This is a genomic window from Qipengyuania sphaerica, assembly GCF_019711595.1.
Classification (GTDB): domain Bacteria; phylum Pseudomonadota; class Alphaproteobacteria; order Sphingomonadales; family Sphingomonadaceae; genus Qipengyuania; species Qipengyuania sphaerica.
Window position 1 is genome coordinate 411,187 of record NZ_JAIGNR010000002.1, and the last position, 17,278, is coordinate 428,464.

12 protein-coding genes and 1 tRNA gene are annotated in these 17,278 nt (G+C 62.6%); 6 read left to right on the forward strand and 7 right to left on the reverse strand.

Features of this window, described 5'->3' with window-relative positions; all coding sequences use genetic code 11:
* Window positions 1–208: 208 nt before the first annotated feature.
* The 3 genes from K3178_RS09705 to K3178_RS09715 form a co-directional block, all read right to left on the reverse strand.
* On the reverse strand, window positions 209–754 hold the full coding sequence (locus K3178_RS09705; protein WP_221571189.1) for a GNAT family N-acetyltransferase: 546 nt from the start codon (window positions 752–754) through the stop codon (window positions 209–211).
* 6 nt (window positions 755–760) lie between these two features.
* Window positions 761–1,942 carry an amino acid aminotransferase gene (locus tag K3178_RS09710; protein WP_221571190.1) on the reverse strand — a complete coding sequence of 394 codons (1,182 nt, stop codon included), beginning with the start codon at window positions 1,940–1,942 and terminating at the stop codon, window positions 761–763.
* 87 nt (window positions 1,943–2,029) lie between these two features.
* On the reverse strand, window positions 2,030–2,809 hold the full coding sequence (locus tag K3178_RS09715; protein WP_221571191.1) for a DUF1134 domain-containing protein: 780 nt from the start codon (window positions 2,807–2,809) through the stop codon (window positions 2,030–2,032).
* 228 nt (window positions 2,810–3,037) lie between these two features.
* Here K3178_RS09715 and K3178_RS09720 point away from each other — a divergent pair.
* The 5 genes from K3178_RS09720 to K3178_RS09740 all read left to right on the forward strand — a co-directional run bounded on the left by K3178_RS09720 (window position 3,038) and on the right by K3178_RS09740 (window position 10,138).
* Window positions 3,038–3,129, forward strand: a tRNA-Ser gene (locus K3178_RS09720).
* A gap of 532 nt (window positions 3,130–3,661) precedes the next feature.
* A complete protein-coding gene (locus K3178_RS09725) occupies window positions 3,662–6,466 on the forward strand; it encodes a TonB-dependent receptor plug domain-containing protein (protein ID WP_247713677.1) in 2,805 nt (934 codons plus the stop codon).
* Window positions 6,467–6,546: 80 nt separating this feature from the next.
* Entirely contained in the window at window positions 6,547–8,019 is a 1,473-nt protein-coding gene (gene yfcC / locus K3178_RS09730; protein WP_247713678.1) for a putative basic amino acid antiporter YfcC, read from the forward strand.
* On the forward strand, window positions 8,019–9,254 hold the full coding sequence (locus K3178_RS09735; protein WP_221571193.1) for a cyanophycinase: 1,236 nt from the start codon (window positions 8,019–8,021) through the stop codon (window positions 9,252–9,254). The genes yfcC and K3178_RS09735 overlap by 1 nt, the downstream gene beginning before the upstream one ends.
* Window positions 9,251–10,138 (forward strand): isoaspartyl peptidase/L-asparaginase family protein, encoded by an 888-nt coding sequence (locus K3178_RS09740; RefSeq protein WP_247713679.1) that lies wholly within the window; start codon window positions 9,251–9,253, stop codon window positions 10,136–10,138. The genes K3178_RS09735 and K3178_RS09740 overlap by 4 nt, the downstream gene beginning before the upstream one ends.
* A 66-nt stretch (window positions 10,139–10,204) precedes the next feature.
* On the opposite strand, the gene K3178_RS09745 is transcribed toward K3178_RS09740, so the two are convergent.
* The 4 genes from K3178_RS09745 to K3178_RS09760 are packed head-to-tail and all read right to left on the reverse strand — an operon-like array spanning window position 10,205 to window position 15,137.
* Complete coding sequence (locus tag K3178_RS09745) at window positions 10,205–10,558, reverse strand: hypothetical protein (RefSeq protein WP_221571194.1); 354 nt, start codon at window positions 10,556–10,558, stop codon at window positions 10,205–10,207.
* Window positions 10,559–10,618: 60 nt separating this feature from the next.
* Window positions 10,619–11,971: an HlyD family type I secretion periplasmic adaptor subunit gene (locus K3178_RS09750; protein WP_221571195.1), complete on the reverse strand. Its 1,353-nt coding sequence runs from the start codon at window positions 11,969–11,971 to the stop codon at window positions 10,619–10,621.
* Window positions 11,968–13,689, reverse strand: a complete 1,722-nt coding sequence (locus K3178_RS09755; protein ID WP_221571243.1) for a type I secretion system permease/ATPase — start codon at window positions 13,687–13,689, stop codon at window positions 11,968–11,970. The genes K3178_RS09750 and K3178_RS09755 overlap by 4 nt, the downstream gene beginning before the upstream one ends.
* 5 nt (window positions 13,690–13,694) lie before the next feature.
* A complete protein-coding gene (locus K3178_RS09760) occupies window positions 13,695–15,137 on the reverse strand; it encodes a TolC family protein (protein WP_221571196.1) in 1,443 nt (480 codons plus the stop codon).
* A gap of 456 nt (window positions 15,138–15,593) precedes the next feature.
* On the opposite strand from K3178_RS09760, the gene K3178_RS09765 reads away from it, so the two are divergent.
* Window positions 15,594–17,278 (forward strand): carboxypeptidase-like regulatory domain-containing protein (locus K3178_RS09765; RefSeq protein WP_221571197.1); only part of this gene is annotated, 1,685 nt, incomplete at its 3' end.

The following is a 17,278-nucleotide window of genomic DNA, read 5'->3' on the forward strand; positions in this document are numbered from 1 at the left end:
AGACCTAGGAACCACGCCGCGCCCGCTTGCCGTCCAGTCGTCGCCATTTCCTACCGGCCGGGGTTTTTGCCACATCCTGCCGGATGATCCGGCCTCGCCCCCATCCGAACTTACCGGCTTGCCGATCGGGCTGAGCGGGGCAAGTCTTTTCCCCCAGGACCGTGTTCCAAGTGTTCCATTCTGTAGCGCTGCCCTGTGGCAGCCCTACTCAGGCGAGAGGGCCGTTCTCGAAGGCTTCCCGAGTGATCTGGTAGACGAGGTGGACCACGCGCTTGCCCTGGTAGCGCTCAAGTTCATACCGGTCCGATCGCACTGCGCCGATGGCTTCCAGCGCATTGCGCGAGCGGTAGTTGGTGTCGCCGACGCGGAACTCGACCAGCGCGACTTCCCCGAATGCATGGGCCAGCATGGCGCGCTTCATCTCGGGGTTGTAGCCCTTGCCCCACAGCATGGGCGCAAGGAAAGTCCAGCCGATCTCGACCACGCCTCCCTCCTCCGTGTCGTACTTGTCGTAGCGCGTGTGGCCGACCAGTCGCTCGTCGCTCTTGCGCACCACGGCGAGCGAGCCGCCAGAGGCCAGCCCTTCGTCGAAGAAGGCATCGAAAACCTCGCGCCGCCAGCGGTCATGGATCGGGTGCTGCTCCCACACGGCGGGATCGGAGGCGATTGCGTACAGCGCCTCGCGGTCATCCGCAGTGAGCGGGCGCAGGACCAGCCGCTCGGTCTCCAGCACGGGTTGCCGGTCGAGCGTCACGGCGGCCTAGCCTTTGGTCACATCCGCCAGGGCGGTGATGAACTTCTCGGTATTGCCCGCGTGGAGGCCGGCCACGTTGATACGGCCGGAACCCGCCATGTAGATGGCGTGGTCCTCGCGAAGGCTGGCGATCTGCTCCTTGGTCAGCGGCAGCATGGCGAAGAGGCCGTTCTGATCGCCCAGCGCGGCAAGGCCCAGACCCGGCACCTCTTTGTCCGCCGCCGCGAGGCGCGCACGCACGCGCCGCATGCGGGTGCGCATCTCGTCGAGTTCCTCGAGCCAGGTCGCCGTCATACCTTCGTCTTCGAGCAGCAGGCGCACCGCCGCGCCGCCATGATCGGGCGGCATCGACCAGTTGGCCCGCGCCAGCGCATTGGCGTTGGAGGCGATGGCGGGCAGCTGCTCCGCCTCGCGCGCCATCATGTAGAAGGCCCCCACACGGTCGCGGTAGAGGCCGAAGTTCTTGTCGCAGCTATAGGCGATGAGCGCTTCGGGAACGCGGGCCAGCACTGCGCGCACGCCCTCCACGTCCTCTTCCATGCCCTGCCCCAGCCCCTGGTAGGCTATGTCGAGGATCGGCAGAACGCCGGTCTCTGCGAAAGCATCGGCAATCGCAGCCCACTGGTCGGCGGTGTAATCGATCCCGGTCGGGTTATGGCAGCAGCCGTGCAGCAGCACCGCGCCGTCGCGCCCCGCATCGCGGATCGCGCCCAGCACCGCGTCGACATCGGCCGTGCCGTCTTCGCTCGCATGATTGAAGGTCACGGTCTCGACGCCGACGTCCTCGAGGATCTGGGCATGGTTGGGCCAGCTGGGGATGCCGAGGAAGATGCGCTTCACCCCGGCCTTCTGCGCCAGAGATACCGCGAGGCGCACTGCGCCCGTACCACCGGGGGTCTGCATACCCTCGATGCGGCCCGCCAGCGGCGAACCCTCGCCGAAGATATAGGGCATCAGCGCCTTGACGAAGCCGCTGTCCCCTTCGGGACCGAGATAGCTCTTGCTATCCTGCACATCGAGCAACCGCTGCTCGGCCTGCTTGATCGCGCGGAAAACAGGCGTCGCGCCCTCATTGGTGCGATAGACACCCACGCCGAGGTCGATCTTGTCCGGCCTCGGGTCGGCGGCGTGCATCTTGATCAGCGCGAGCAGCGCGTCGGGGGCTTGTGCGGGAAGTTGGTCGAGCATGCGCCGCTCTTTGCGCACATAAGCGAAGGGCCGCAACCTCAATCGAGATTGCGGCCCCTCAAATGGCGCTTGTTTTCGTATGCCGGATCAGAACGGCAGCCACTTCTGTTTCTTGGAGAACTTCATGTAGCCTGCGTTCACTCCGAGCCTCAGGCCTGCACCGACGCGGATCGGGATCAGCACGACGTCGCCCTTGCGCACGTAGCTGGCGTTGAGGCCGCCCACAGCATAGGCGGTACCTTCGGCCGCGGGGAAGCGTTCGTAGAGTTCCTCGGTGTCGTAGAGGTTGTAGACGAGCACGAAGGTGCTGCCCGCATTCGCGCCCGCGTCGAAACCGATTGAGGGGCCGGTCCAGTAGACTGGCAGTTCGCCTTCGATCTTGTGGAACAGCGTGCCCGAGCCGTAGCGTGCGCCGACGACGAACGCACCGCCCGCCTCGCGGCCGACGATATAGCCATTGGGCTCGCCCTGGTCCTTGAGCAGCTTGCGGATCATCTTGGCGACACCTTCGGCGCCTTTTCCGAACACGCCCTCGGCTGCGCCGATGAGGTCGTCCTCGCGATAGGTGGTGGAAGGATCTTCGGTGGTTGCGGTGTCGACCGCGACCTCTGCTGCGGTTTCGGCATCGCTTTCCGACCGCTGCGGTTGCTCGGCTGCGGCCGGTTCCACCCAGCCGGTGTCCGATTGCGCCGGAGCAGCTGCATCGTCGACCGCCGGAAGCTCTGCCCCCGCCGGCTCCAGATCGCCGTCGATCGGCGCGTCCCAGGCGGCATCGGGATCGACGCTCTCGACCTGCGCGGCGAGCGGCGTTGCGGTCATGGAAATGGCGGCCATCAGGCCAGCGGCGAGTTTGGTAAGCGTATTCATTTCGATCCCTTCCGCGCGTTTCGCGGCCCACAGGCAAAGCGCTGCACCGCAAACAGAATCCCATTCTTCGCCTCCCGCAATGAAAGCGCGATGAACCGAATCCGAATTGCGCCGAATCGAGTCGGACGCGGGCCGAAGCGCACTAATCTGCCGCGGCCCGATTTCTTCCTTGAAGGGCATGAAAGCGCTGGCTATAGCGCGCCCCTCGCAGCCGTCCGGCATGCGTGCGGAGACGTGGGTGAGTGGCTGAAACCAGCTCCCTGCTAAGGAGCCATACCTGGTAACGGGTATCGAGGGTTCGAATCCCTCCGTCTCCGCCACCCAATCCCAGCACTCCTCTCTGGCTACGGGGTGTGTGCGCTCCGCCGCGGAGCAGGTGGCTTTGCAAGGCCAATCCCAACTCGCGACATAATTCAGGCCGTCTCTGCGCCGATCTCAGAGTGCTTTCACGCGCCGGGGCTCCGGCATCGGTCAGGTCCCCTGCATATCCGACAAATGACGGGAAAATGCGAACCGCGAGGCAGGGACGAAATCGTCTTCGATTGAACAGGCGTTGTAAAATTACGACTTTTTCTCCCAAGAGGTCGCTATCTTGCGCGTTTTACCCTTTGATGGCATGATAGATACATGAGCAGACCATTTTTCTGTCCTGCATCCGGCCTTGTCGCCGTACGCCGGTCGGTTGAGTTTCACCTCACCGACTGGTTTAACGAGTAATCCCGAACCGCGCGGGATAGGCGCGGATTTCGGGCACGCTGTTCTCGTGCCTCCCAGACATTCCGGGCCCGTCCCTGACCATTCGCACGCGACCACTACGTCGCCACTGAAGGTTCGAGGGATCAAAATATGTCAATGCAATCGAGAATCTCTAGCGGAGCTTTCGGCACCGCTGCTCTGCTGCTCGCAGGAATTTCAACTCCCGTGCTGGCGCAGGCCGCTGCCAGCACGGAAGACACCGCGTCGCCCGACGAAGGTGTCATCGTCGTCACCGGGAGCCGCATCGAAGGCCTGCCATCGGACGGCCCTGTCCAGACGATCTCAGTCGGCCGCGATGATATCGTGGAATCGGGCGCCGGGACAATCATCGAAGTTCTTCAAGACCTACCCGTAACTTCGGGCGGCGGCGCGACCTTTTCCACGGCCACGGCCGGTCCGCTGTCCTCCGACACCCCGGTCGGCGCATCCGCGGTTTCGCTTCGCGGGCTGGGCGCCTCGTCCACGCTGACCCTGATCAATGGCCGCCGCGCCCAGATCAGCGCTTTCGCGCGGGGCCAGGAAAGCTTTATCGATGCCAGTTCCATCCCGCTTGCCGCAGTGGAAAGGGTCGAAGTGCTGCCGTCGGGTGCATCGGCCATCTATGGCGCAGATGCCGTCGCCGGTGTGGTCAATTACGTCCTGCGAAACGACTTCGAGGGGATCGAACTCAGCGCGAGCTACGGCAATTCCACCGCTGGCACCGACGAGGGCCGCTACAACCTCACGGCAGTGGCCGGTGCACGCATCGGCGACCGCAATTCGGTCATGGTGGTAGTCGACTACTTTAAGCGCAATCCTTTCTTCTTGCGCGACAGGGAGATCAGCCGCGAAAGCTTCCGGCCCAGCCAGCAAGGGTTCTACCCCAGCTTCAACGACCTGTTCTTCCAGTTTTTCGACCAGACGGAAGAGCCCGCGGACGGTGGCTGCGCCGACGGCGATTTCGGCTTCGGCAACTTCGGCGAGTTCTGCGAGGTCAACACCAACGCTTTCGTGTCGGTGCAGGATCGGCTGGAAACGATCGGCGGGTTGTTCACCCACCAGTTCGAGATTTCCGACGGCCTGACCTGGTATAACGACGTGCTCTACAGCCGCGTGGAATCGCGCGGCGTCAGTTCACCGGCCAATTTCTCGAGGGCGCCCGTCGATCCGGAGAATCCATTCTGGCCGGCCGCGCTGCAGGCAGACATCGTCGAAGAAGGCGGGGTCGGGGACTTCAGCGACTATTTCGGATTCCCGATCTTCGCCTGGGGCAAAATTCCCGAGCCGCGGGCAGTAGAGGTCGAATCCGACAGCTACCGCATCACCTCGGGTCTTCGCGGCGATCTGGCAGGCGACTGGCGGTTCGACGCGGCTTTCCTGTTCGGCGGCAACGATCGTGTACAGCGTGGCGTTTCCGGATTGGTGATCGCGCAGAATTTCTACGACCTCAACCTCGGCAATATCTGTAGCGACGGCTCGCGGGTCGAGCGCTGGGATGTCGATCTTGCACGGCCGACTGCCGATTTCGTCGGAGATACCTGCGAAGACATCGGCAAGACCACACTATGGTACAATCCATTCGGCGGACAGACAGCCCAGGAAGACGGGGTTGCCGAACTGCTCGGCACCAAGGCGGAACGCAGCGGCAAATCGCGGCTCTACGCTTTCGATGCCAGCGTCAATGGTACACTGTTCGAGATGCCGGCAGGGCCTCTCAAGGCGGCATTCGGCGGTGAATTCCGTCGTGAGACGCTGCGCGACACCCCGTCCGGTGTTGCCGTGGCCACGATCGACAATCCTGAACCGATACTCGGATTTTCGTCCACGAGCGCCGAGGCGGACCGAAACAGCTGGTCGCTCTATGGCGAGCTTTATGTGCCGCTGGCGCAAGGCCTCGACCTCCAGCTTGCCGGGCGCTTCGACGATTTCGAGGGCTTCGGGAGCGATTTCAATCCCAAGATCGCCGCGCGCTGGGAGCCGGTCGACTGGCTCGCCCTGCGCGCCAATTACTCGACCTCGTTCCGCGCACCTTCGCTCGCCCAGAGCGGCGCAGGTGTCCTGCTGAGCTCCTATCGGGTCGATTGCGAGGCGACGCCTGGCGCCTGCGACGGCGATCCGACTGGCGATGGCGAGGCGCTATTGTCGGAGGATGTCGGCAATCCGGCTCTGGGTGCCGAAAACGCACGCAGCTTCGGTGGTGGGGTGATGATCATGCCTAGTCCAGACATCGAGCTTCAGATCGATTACTGGAACATTCGTCACGAGGACCTGGTCGGGATCGACGAGGACGACTTCATTCGCCGCGCGCTGGCAGGCGAATTCGCGGTGGTCGGCGATGGAGAACTGGCAACTGGTACGCCGGGTCTCGAAGTCACCAACGGCTTCGTCACAGACGCGCATTTCCAGATCACCAATCTGGGATTCCAGAAGACTGACGGGATCGACTTCGCCTATACGCACCGCCTCGGCGGCGGCGATGCAGGCGATTTCACCTTCCGGCTGGATGCGACGCATATCCTCAATTTCGAACGCAAGGCCTCCGAGGCCAGTCCGGTCGAGCATCTTGCGGGCGACTATCTGTATCCTGACTTCATAGCGAGCGGGAAACTGCGGTGGCGCAAGGATGCGTGGAGGGCATCGCTGTCCGGCCACTATAAGACCGGATATCGCGACGATCCCTCGGACCGCACCCTCGAAGCGCTGGGACTGCCGCTCGACCAGGAGTATGAGGTCGACGACTATCTCACTTTCGATCTCAGCGTGAGCTACGACTTTGCCGAGGACAGCTTCATCCAGCTGGCGGTGCGAAACATCCTCGATGCCGACCCGCCACGCGTGCTGGGTTCGTCGTCGAATGTCGATCTCTTCAACCACGATCTGATCGGTCGCTACGCTACGCTCCGCGTGACGAAGCGCTTCTAGGGCGGCAAGGTCGAATTCGCTAGGCGCCGGGGCCCGCCGCTATTGGTGGGCTCCGGCCAAGCGGGCGACGGGAGACGACGATGCCTGATAGGAAAGCCGATAACGCGGATGGCGGCGCCCCACCGATGCCGCGCGTCTGGCGGATGCCGGATACCCTGCTCATCATGTTCACGTTGGCATTGCTGGCATGGGCGGCCACATTCGTCTTCGTTCCCGGACAATTCGAGGTGGCTGGCGATCCGGAGCGCATCGTTCCAGGTAGCTACCAAGCGGCATCGGGGACGATGCCCGCGCCCATAATCGGCGATGAGGAGCGCGCGGGTTTCCTCGACTTCTTTTATGCCGGACTGGTCACGGGCGACCGCTATTCGCCCACAGTGGGTCTGATGGCCTTCATAATCGTGATCGGAGGCGTGTTCGGCATGATCATGCGGACCGGCGCGATCGATGCTGCGGTTCAGGCTTCGCTGCCCGGCGGCAAGGCGCAAAACGAAATCCTGCTGATGATGCTGTTCTTCGCATTCTCTCTCGGGGGAGCGATCTTCGGATTATCGGAGGAAGCCATCGCGCTGACGCTCATCCTCGCGCCTTCGCTGAGCCGCGCAGGCTATGATGCCATCACCGCGCTGCTGGTCTGTCTTTGCGCGAGCCAGATCGGCTTTGCGACCAGCTGGATGAACCCGTTCAGCGTCGTGATCGCGCAAAGCATCTCCGGCCTGCCGCCCATGTCGGGGATGGGACCGCGACTGGCTATCTGGGCAGGGTTCACCCTTCTCGGCGCGCTCTTCACCTGGCGCTATGCCCGTAGCGTCCGCCTCGGCCTGCGCCCGGCTGTCGGGAAGGTCGGCGGGTCCATCGATGCCCATGCGGTGCAAGCCTTGCGCCTCCCTCATATCCTTGTCCTCGCCACGCTTCTGCTCGGTGTGGCCTGGGTGGCTTGGGGCGTCACCACGCGCGGTTATTACCTTCCTGAAATCGCGGCACAGTTCTTCGCCGTGGGCATTGCCACCGCCATTTTTGCCCGCTTCGGGAAGCTCGAGGGAGGGGCGACCGGCGATATGATGGTGGGGTTTCGCGACGGTGCCGCGCAGCTCCTGCCAGCTGCGCTCATCGTCGGTGCTGCAAAGGGTATCATGCTGCTGCTGGGAGGGGATTCTCCGACCGGCGCATCCCTGCTCAACGCGCTCCTAAACGGGCTGGCCGGACTGACCGCCGCAGTGCCCGACTGGATGACGGCATGGACGATGTATCTCGCCCAAAGCGTCTTCAATTTCGCCGTTTCCTCCGGTTCGGGACAGGCGAGCATCACCATGCCGATCATGGCGCCACTCGCCGACCTCTCTGGCGTCACTCGCCAAACGGCGGTTCTGGCATTCCAGCTCGGCGACGGTTTCACCAACCTTGTCGTACCGACCTCCGCCACGCTGATCGGGTGCCTCGCCGCGGCGCGTGTCTCCTATGGCGATTGGCTGGCGTTTTTCTGGAAACCCATGCTGGCGCTTTTCATACTCGGCAGCGCGGTCATGCTGCTTGCCCACGGCGGAGGCTTCTGATGGTCCGGAAATTTTTAGCTGCCTGGCTCATCCTTCTGGCTGCCGCATGCGCCACGCCGACCTTGCAAGCACAACCGGGCACGCTGGTCATCGTGGGCGGCGGGCTCGAACCCGATAACGAAGAGGTCTTGCGGGCCTTTCTAGATGCCCGCCCTGCGAATGCCCGAGCCATAGCGATTGTGCCTGCCGCCTCGGGCGCCCCGAGCCAGTCCGCCGCCGATTTCCGCGAGTCACTCATCGGCTTTGGCGCCGACCCCGCTGATATCCGCATCGTCGAACTGGCCATGCTCGACGATCCGCAGTCTGCCGAGATCGACGAGGCTGGCTGGGCGGCCAACGCCAGCGATGCTGCGGAAATAGCGAAGATCGCTAGGGCGGGCGCAATCTGGTTCACGGGCGGAGACCAGTCGCGCCTGACTAAGCTGCTGATCGAAGACGATGGCGGCGACACGCCTATGCTTGCGGCCATCCGCGAACGGCTGAAGACAGGGGCGGTAGTGGGCGGAACGTCGGCCGGGGCGGCGATCATGAGCGATCCGATGATCACGCAGGGCGATACACTGGCAGCGCTTTTGCCCGATGCGCCCGGCGAGGCAGTGCGCTTCGACCGGGGGCTGGGATTCCTCGGCAATGTCCTGGTCGACCAACATTTCGGCGAGCGGGCGAGACTTGGAAGGCTGGCAGCGCTGCTCACCCACGAGCGCCAACCGCACCGGATCGGGATCGGCATCGATGAGGATACGGCCATCAAAGTGGCCGTAGGGGACACGGAGGCCCTCGTGCTCGGAACAGGGTATGTAACCCTGCTTGACGCGCGCGGCGCCTCGCGGGGAAGCGGCACGCGCTTCGCGGTTAGGAATATGTCGCTGAGCCTTGCCTCGAGCGGCGACCGGATCTCGCTGATCGACGGCAGGATCGAACCTGCTCCCTTCAAGGAAGCGACTGTCGGCAACGAATATTTCGGCCGGGCAACCGTTTCGGGAGGCGGCATGGCGCTGGGCGCGACCTCGCTGGCCGAGGTGGCAGGCGAGGCGCTGCTCGACAACTCGGCCGCCCGTGAAGTTGAACGCCATAGTTTCAGCGGCGCCCACGGAGTGATCTATCGTTTAGTCCAGACCGATGCCTCGCAAGGCTGGTGGGGGCGCCCTCCCGAAGGCCGCGCAGCCTATGCCCTGGCCGCTGTCCGGTTCGATATCGAGCCGATCGACATAATCATGAAGAAAGCAGAAAAATGATGTCGCACAATTATGTCATAGCCCTCCACGGTGGGGCGGGAGTGAATCCGCAGCGCGATTATGCACGGGTCGAAGCGCATCTCGCCGATCTTGTAGACCGCTGCGACGAAATGCTGGCGGACGGTGCAAGCGCGCTCGATACGGTCGAGTTCGCCGTCGCACAGATGGAGAGCAGCGGTCTTTATGTCGCGGGACGCGGATCGGCGCCGAACGACCAGAACGTGGTCGAATGCGACGCCGCGATCATGGACGGTGCGCGGCTCAAGGCCGGCGGAATTTGTGCCGCAACCGATATCGCGCAGCCGATCCGCGCCGCACGCGCAGTGCTCGAGCATACGCCCTATATCCTCTTGGCCGGAGACGGTGCAAAGGCCTTTGCGCGAGAGCTTAATCTCGAGATGGTCGCCGATCCAGCCACCCATTTCGTCCTGCCGGTGGGGGTCGAAGCCGAGGAGATGCTTAAGCTCGACAAAGGTCTGGCGCATGGCACGGTCGGCGCGGTCGCTCTCGACATGAATGGTGAATTGGCCGCCGCGACTTCGACCGGCGGCCTGCTGGGAAAGCGCGCGGGGCGAGTCGGCGACACGCCGATTACGGGGATCGGCAACTGGGCCGATAGCGACGTAGCAGTGAGCTGCACCGGGATCGGTGAGGCCTTCATCTACGCCGGAGGCGCACGCGACCTTGCGGCTAGAATGGCCTATGGCGGGCAGAGCCTCGAGCAAGCCGGTGCATCGCTCCTGGCAGCAGTGGCGCAAAACCGTGGAGACGGCGGACTTGTCGCAGTCGACCGCTACGGCAAAGTCGCAATGCCGTTCAATTCCGCCGGAATGAAGAGGGCTGTCTCCGGGTCGCAGATCGATCGGACAGTGTCGATACTGTAAGCGCTGACGCTCGAAAAATTAGGAACTGCCGGTGGACATCTCGACTACGAGTTCATGGGAGGACTCTCAGGCTGTCGCTTCGTCAAGCAACTCGGCAAAGGCATCGGCAAAATCCTGCCAGGTTTGCGGCCCCAACACGGTGTCCATCACATCGAAATCCAGCTGAGCGACCGCGCCTCCAGCGGCGTCGAAAGCCCGCACACGGGCAGAAGTCTGCGAAAGCGCGTGAATTTCGATCCTGACGATGTCCTCGCGCCCCGCGCCGGCTGCTGCGTCCACGAACATTGTGCACGTCTCGTCGCCATTCCCCGGACCGGAGAAGTCGCAAGCGATGCCGTTACGTGTCACTGGCGTGCCGCCGACGGCATGAGAGCATGCCGAGAGCGCAGCAATAGCGAGAAGAAAGATACCACGGCGCATGCCCATCACCTGTTGCGAAAGCAGCGAGCTTAAGGCCCCGGCCTTTCGCGTGGCTGAATCCTACTCGCGGAAGGCCGTCTCGCTCAGGCGCGTGATTGGGGTCAGGATGTATTGGAGCACCGTACGTTTGTCTCCGAGCAGCGAAACGTCGGCGACCATGCCCGGCCCGATTGCGAGAGGTCGCCCGTCGGGGCCCTCAAGTGCGTTGTCCTGCGTAGCCACCCGGACGAGGTAGTAGATCTCGCCCGTTTGGGGATCCTGGATCGAGTCCGCCGAAATGGTCGTGACCTCACCCTCCATCGTTCCGTAGACCGCCTGGTCGTAGGCAGTAATACCGACCTTTGCCTGCTGCCCGATACGCACATTGCCGATGTCCTGAGGCGAAACACGCGCTTCAACCAAAAGGCTGTCCTCGTCGGCGACCAATTCTACCAGCGGATCACCGGGACGAACCGCGCTGCCTTTCGTCGCCACCAGCACCCGGCTGACCTTCCCGGCCACAGGCGCACGCAGGGTCGTGCGCTGCAAGCGCTCCTCGAGAGCCGGCAAGGTGCTCGAGCGCGCCTCGAATTCCGCTTGCGCGGCTGCGAGCTCGCTGGCCGATTGTTCGCGCCAGTCCTGCCTGATGCGGGCAAGGTTCGCACTCGCTTCGGCTACCTGTGCCTGCGAGCGGCCCAGCATGGCACGTGCACCAGCGAGATCGCTGCGGGCACTTGCGGCGTCGCTTTCCGCCCTTGTCAGAGTGAGGCGCGGCTCGATCCCATTCTCCACAAGCGGGCGCACGGCGGCGAGTTCCGTCTCGGCGCGGGTGAGCGTGCTCTGGCGTGAATCGATCGCAGCCTGTGCCTCCATCACCTGCTGGCGCGAGCGCTGCAGCTGCGCCTGTCCGGCCGAAAGTGCACTACGCAAGCTCGCCTGGCGCGAAGCGTAGAGGGCTTTCTCGATTTCCATTTGCCGCGCCGCGTCTTCGTCGGCTGGCGAAGGATAGCTTGGCGCACGGCCCGTAACCTCGGCGGTAAGCCTTGCGACTTTCATGTCGAGTGCCTGCGCGGTCGCCGAGGTGCTGCCGAGGTTCGCGCCGGTTTCCGTAGGATCGAGGCGCAGCAGCGGCTGGCCCGATGTTACCGCATCGCCGGGGCGCACCAGGATCTCTTCAAGGATCCCTCCTTCGAGGCTGGAGATGACCTGCAACTCGCTGCTCGAAATGACGCGCCCCATTCCGCGGACCGTCCGATCGATCTCGGCCAGCGCGGCCCAGATGATGATGAGTACGAAGAAGATGGTGATGCCCCAGAACAGCGCCTTCGAGGCTTTGCCCGGTTCGATGTCGGCAACGAAATCCTCGATATGCCGTTCTTTTTCCGGCTCGATCGCGATCGGCTGATCGACCTGGACTTGGGGCACGGTGTTCATACCTGCCGGTTCCCTTGCGCAAGCTTTTCAAGGACCTTGTCGCGCGGCCCGTCAGCCACGACCTTGCCGCGATCCATGATGATGATCCGGTCGACTAGCCTGAGAAGTGGCTGGCGGTGCGTCACGACCACGAGCGTACGCCCCTTCAGTTCAGTCTCTAGCCGGTTGATCAGGTCCGCCTCGGTCTGCGCGTCCATCGCGCTGGACGGTTCGTCCATGATCACGATCGGAGGCTTTCCCGCCAATGCCCTGGCAACCGCGATTGACTGGCGCTGCCCGCCCGAAAGTCCGTCTCCTCGGTCGACCAGCTTGAGATCGTAGCCGTTGGAGATGCGGGACACGAAGATGTCGGTTCCGGAAACACGGCTGGCGCGCAGCATCTCCTCATCATCGATAAAGGGACGCTCGAGTACGATATTCTCGCGGATCGAGCCGGAAAACAGCGCCGGCTCCTGCAACACCGAGCCTATTTGTGCGCGCATCGAATAGGGATCGAACTGGGCGAGATCGACGCCGTCGATCAGTACCATGCCCTCCTGCGGGGGGTATAGGCCCAGCATCATACGGGCTATGGTCGACTTGCCCGAACCCACCCGGCCGAGCACCGCGATATGTTCGCCCGGTTCGATCTTCAAATTCACATTATCTAGTGCCGGGGCGGAACCGCCCGGATAGGTGAAGGTCACCCCGCGAAGTTCGATGGCGCCTTCGGTAGCGCCCATTTCGAGCGGTTCGGTGGCAGGGCCTTCTTTGGGCTGGTCCATCAGCTGGCGAACATGGCGATAGGCAGTGCGCGTCGATGTGATGCGCCCGACCAGCTGCGAAATCTGCGCCAGGGGGGCAATCGCGCGCCCTGCCAGGATCGAACAGGCGATAAGGCCGCCCAGTGTCAGTTCGTTTTCGGCTACCTTGAACACGCCGACGATCACCACGCCTGCATAGCTGATCATGCCAGCGGTCGTTGCGAAGGTTGTGCCCACCGAGGATATGAGGCGCTGGCGCATATTGCTTTGCGAATGCTCGCGCACCGCTTCCTTCCAGCGACGCTTGAGCATTCCGTCTGCGCCCGAAACCTTGACGTGTTCGATACTACCGACAGTCTCGATCAGCACCGACTGCTTCTGGAGGCCCTGTCCCATCGTGACGGCGGCGATGCGCTGCAGCGCAGGTTGCGCCGCCAGACCGACTATGATGACCAGCGGGACCATCGCCGCCGGCACAGCCACGACCCATCCGCCGATCGCCGCGACCACGGCAAGCGTGATAATGATGAACGGCAGGTCGACGACTGCCACGAGCGTTGCCGAAGCGAAGAAGTCGCGAATGGTCTCTAGCTCCCGCATCATCCCGGTCAGCGCACCGGTCGATCCCTGGCGCAGTTCGAGCCGCATGGCGGTAAGGCGGGCAAAGACATCCTCGCCGACTTCCTCGTCGATTTTCGCGCCGGCGAAATCGACGAAATAGGCCCGCAGCAATTTGAGAATAAAGTCGAACAGCAGGATGATACCGAGGCCGATCGAAAGCGCCAGGAGCGAGCCAAATGCCGCATTCGGGACAACGCGGTCGTATACCGTCATTGTGAAAAGAGCGGTGGCAAGACCGAAGATATTGATCAGCGCCGCAGCCAGCGCGACCTTGGAATAGGTTCGCCAGTTCCGCCTGATCGGCTCTGCGAGCCAATCGGCGATGCGCTTGGGCGGGATTTCGACGAGCGACATATCGCTCACAACGGCACCTCTTCTTCCTCTATTTGCAGCACGTCGAGCAATCTCCCCATGCGCAGCAGCAGGACATATCGCGCCTGGTCCAATTCCGCCAAGGCGCGAATATAGGCGCTTGCAGCGTTAAGATAGGCGTTTTCCGCATCTCCGACGTCGAACAGCGTGCCGCGAAGCGCCGCGAAACGTGCAACGACGATGTCGCGCGATTGCCTCGATGCCTTGTAGGCATCCTCGAGCGCCTCAAGTTGCTCTTCGAACGCCTGCACGTCGGCCCAGGCGATCTCGGCATCCCTGCGAGCTTCTTCGCGCACGCGGTCCGCCACGGCATCGGCAGCAGCGGCCTCGGCATCGGCAGCCCTTGCCCGCGACCAGAGCCCCCCGCCAAGGATACGCCAGTTCAGCTGGAGCGTGGCGCGGGTATCGTAATCGTCACGCCCGTCTTCCCAGATACCGTAGCGGCCGTGATCGAGGCGAGCGCTCAGGAGAGGCAGCTTGTCGGCATCGGCTGCCCGAGCCGTTTGGTCGCGCGAGTCTGCCACAGCTTCCGCACCCAGAACTGCCGGGGCATTCTCGGCAGCGAATACGGCATATTCGCGGGTGAAGCGTGTCGCATCGAGCATCGGCGGCCGCAAGAGCCGGTCGGGCGCGGCAAATCCGCTGAGTTGCTCGAACCGGGCCTCCGCGCTGGCCAGTTGGCGGCGCGTCTGCGCAAGCCTGACCTCGGCCTGGGAGCGTACGCTCGCGACCCTCGCCCGGTCTCCTTCTGCCGACACGCCGCGCTCGATCCGAGTGTCGACCGCGGCATCCAGACTGTCCTGCGCGGCCACGAAACCTTCGATCAACCGAACAAGCGCCTGGTATGCGGAGACCTGTGTCCACGCGATCACCATATCGCCCGCAACCTCCCCTGCGCGGGCTTCACGGTCGTAGCCGGCGGCGCGCAATTGCGCCGCTGCTGCGGCGACCTGTCCATCGGTCCGGCCGAAGTCAATGAGGACCTCGGAGACCGAAAAGGTGAAATCAACCCGCTCGCGCGGACGCGACCTTTCGATCAGGTTGAAGGGATCATTGGAAAAGTTGCGCTCGAGCGTCTTGAAGCCGGACAATCCCACATCGATGGTCGGCAGATAGCCGCTGCGAGCCTCTCCTATGCGTGCTTTCGCCGCATCTTCGCGAAAGAGCGCTTCACGCTTGGTGGGGCTGTCCTCGAGTGCTGCAATGACGATACGCCTGAAGGTTTCGGGATCGGCGGTCGAGTTCGCGAGCGCGAGGACCGGATCGCCAGTAAAATCGATGTCGAGCGGCTTGACCTGCGGCTCCGGAAGATCGGTCGCCTCCGGTTGTTGGAGCGAGATTTCCTGCGCGCACGCGGGTGCTGCGCCGACAAGGGCGACCGTGCCTACAAGCGCAAAAGCGCAGGCAGAAAGGTTTTTCCGCGTCCTCATTTCACGATCCCTGTAGCCACGGCTGTAACAGGCAGATCGGCACAAGGCATTAAGAAAATTTCAGAATCATGGGTTGAGCGCCCATCGAAGGCACCCGGAAACCAGCTTCAAAGCCCGCGAATCTGCGGTTTACAGCTAATAGAACTGCGTCAGTTGCAAAAGCGGTACGTAAGTGGTTGACTCTAAATTAACCAAGGTTAACGTTTAGGCACCTAACAGCAGGCGAGTCGCTCGATTGTAATCGCGGCTCCTCCAAACCAGCACGGATCGCAAATCGAGTGTCTGGATAAAGCCGGAAGCTGACCTCTCCCACAAAGATGGAGAGGCGCCCGCCACTTCCCCGACGATCTCGGTTTTGTCTCAGGTCGCCAATTCGAGCGGGCAACAGCCCGTCCCCGGGTCCGCAACGTGTTTTCGTCGGTCAGCAAGGCTGTCCGGCCTCAGAGGAGACTTGCGATGCCCATCATGCTCGACCAATCCACCTACGTCTGGGACAAGGACGACGAAGAAGAAGACGTTCTTCTTTATGACATCACGACCATCTCGGGCGATTCAGCCTATATCAACGGGGCCTATTTCTTCTCAGCGCAGCCGATAACATCAGCAGGGACTGGCGTAATCCAGGCCTTTGTCCGCGTGCAGGACGGCGGCAATGACGACACTCCCGGCGTCGAGGATGGTTACAACACCGACGCTCGCCCGCTGCTGCACGAAGAGAACTCTTCGCCGAGCTTCACGACCAATCTCTCGCTCGCGGACGTCCCCGTCATCACGCTGGACGATGGGAACACCTATTACGAATTCCGGCTGGACATCAACCAGCTGAACTCCAGCCAGTATCTCTCGCTCGACGAATTGTACGTGATGGTCGGCGGAACCTCGATGGATGTGACCGGCCTTTTCGATGCCAATGGCGATGGCATCGTTGATCAAAGCTTCCTCGATGCCAACGGCCTGACGGTCGTCTACGACCTCGATGAATTCGGCAATAACAGCGTGCTGCTCGATTATTCGCTGCAGGCAGGCAGCGGCAAGTCGGACATGTTCTTCTATGTCCCGACCAGTTCTTTCAGCGCCGACCAGAACGCCAACCCCGAAGATTATAATATCACGCTCTATTCCAAGTTCGGCGAACTGGGCGAACTGGACCAGCTCGATGGCACGATCACCGCGCAGGATGACGCGGTCGACGTCAACGGCGACGGCACGATCGACGGCAACAATGCCGACGATAATGCGAACGACTTCTACCTCGACTACTCTTCGAACGACGGCTTCGAAGAATGGTCGGTTTCGAAGGTTTTCCCGGGCGTCGACTTCACCGGCTACAAGTGGCACGACCTAAACGGCAACGGCCTGTGGGATGACGGAGAAGGGGCGCTTTCCGGCTGGCAGATCAACTACACGATCGAATACACGATCACTTACAAAGGCAATCAGACGAACAATCCGCCTGAGACCGTGATAGAAACATTTTCGGTCGTGACCGACGAGAATGGTCAATACACGCTGACGATCCCGACTTTCACCAACAACGATATTGCCAATGTCGAATATACACTGACGATCTACGAGACGCTAATTGGCGGCTGGGGCAACACTTATGGCGGCTACTACGATTCGCCGAACGACCTGATCGTCGATCCCACTGTCCTGAACTTTAACGATGGCGATATCGACGGGTCCGGCAGCGACATTGACACGAATGGTGACGAGGGCGTCGCCGAGGCCCTCAATTTCGGCAATTACCAATACGGCTCGATCGAAGGGACCAAGGTCGAGGACCTCGACGGTATCGAGGGCGGCGACAGCACCCCGGTCGAGAACTGGAACATCTACCTGTTCAACTCCGATCCGGGCGATGATCCCGACCTGGGTACGGCCTATCGTTCGACCATGACCGATGCGAACGGCGACTACAGCTTCGGCGACCTGCCTCCGGGCAACTACTGGGTGGTCGAGGAAAGCCGCGACGGCTGGTTCAACGTCACCGCCGTCGAGGTCGAGGTCGGCACGCAGACCTCGGGCTTCGATGTCGACGACGTCGACTTCGCCAACACGCGCTACGGCTCGATCGAAGGGACCAAGGTCGAGGACCTCGACGGTATCGAGGGCGGCGACAGCACCCCGGTCGAGAACTG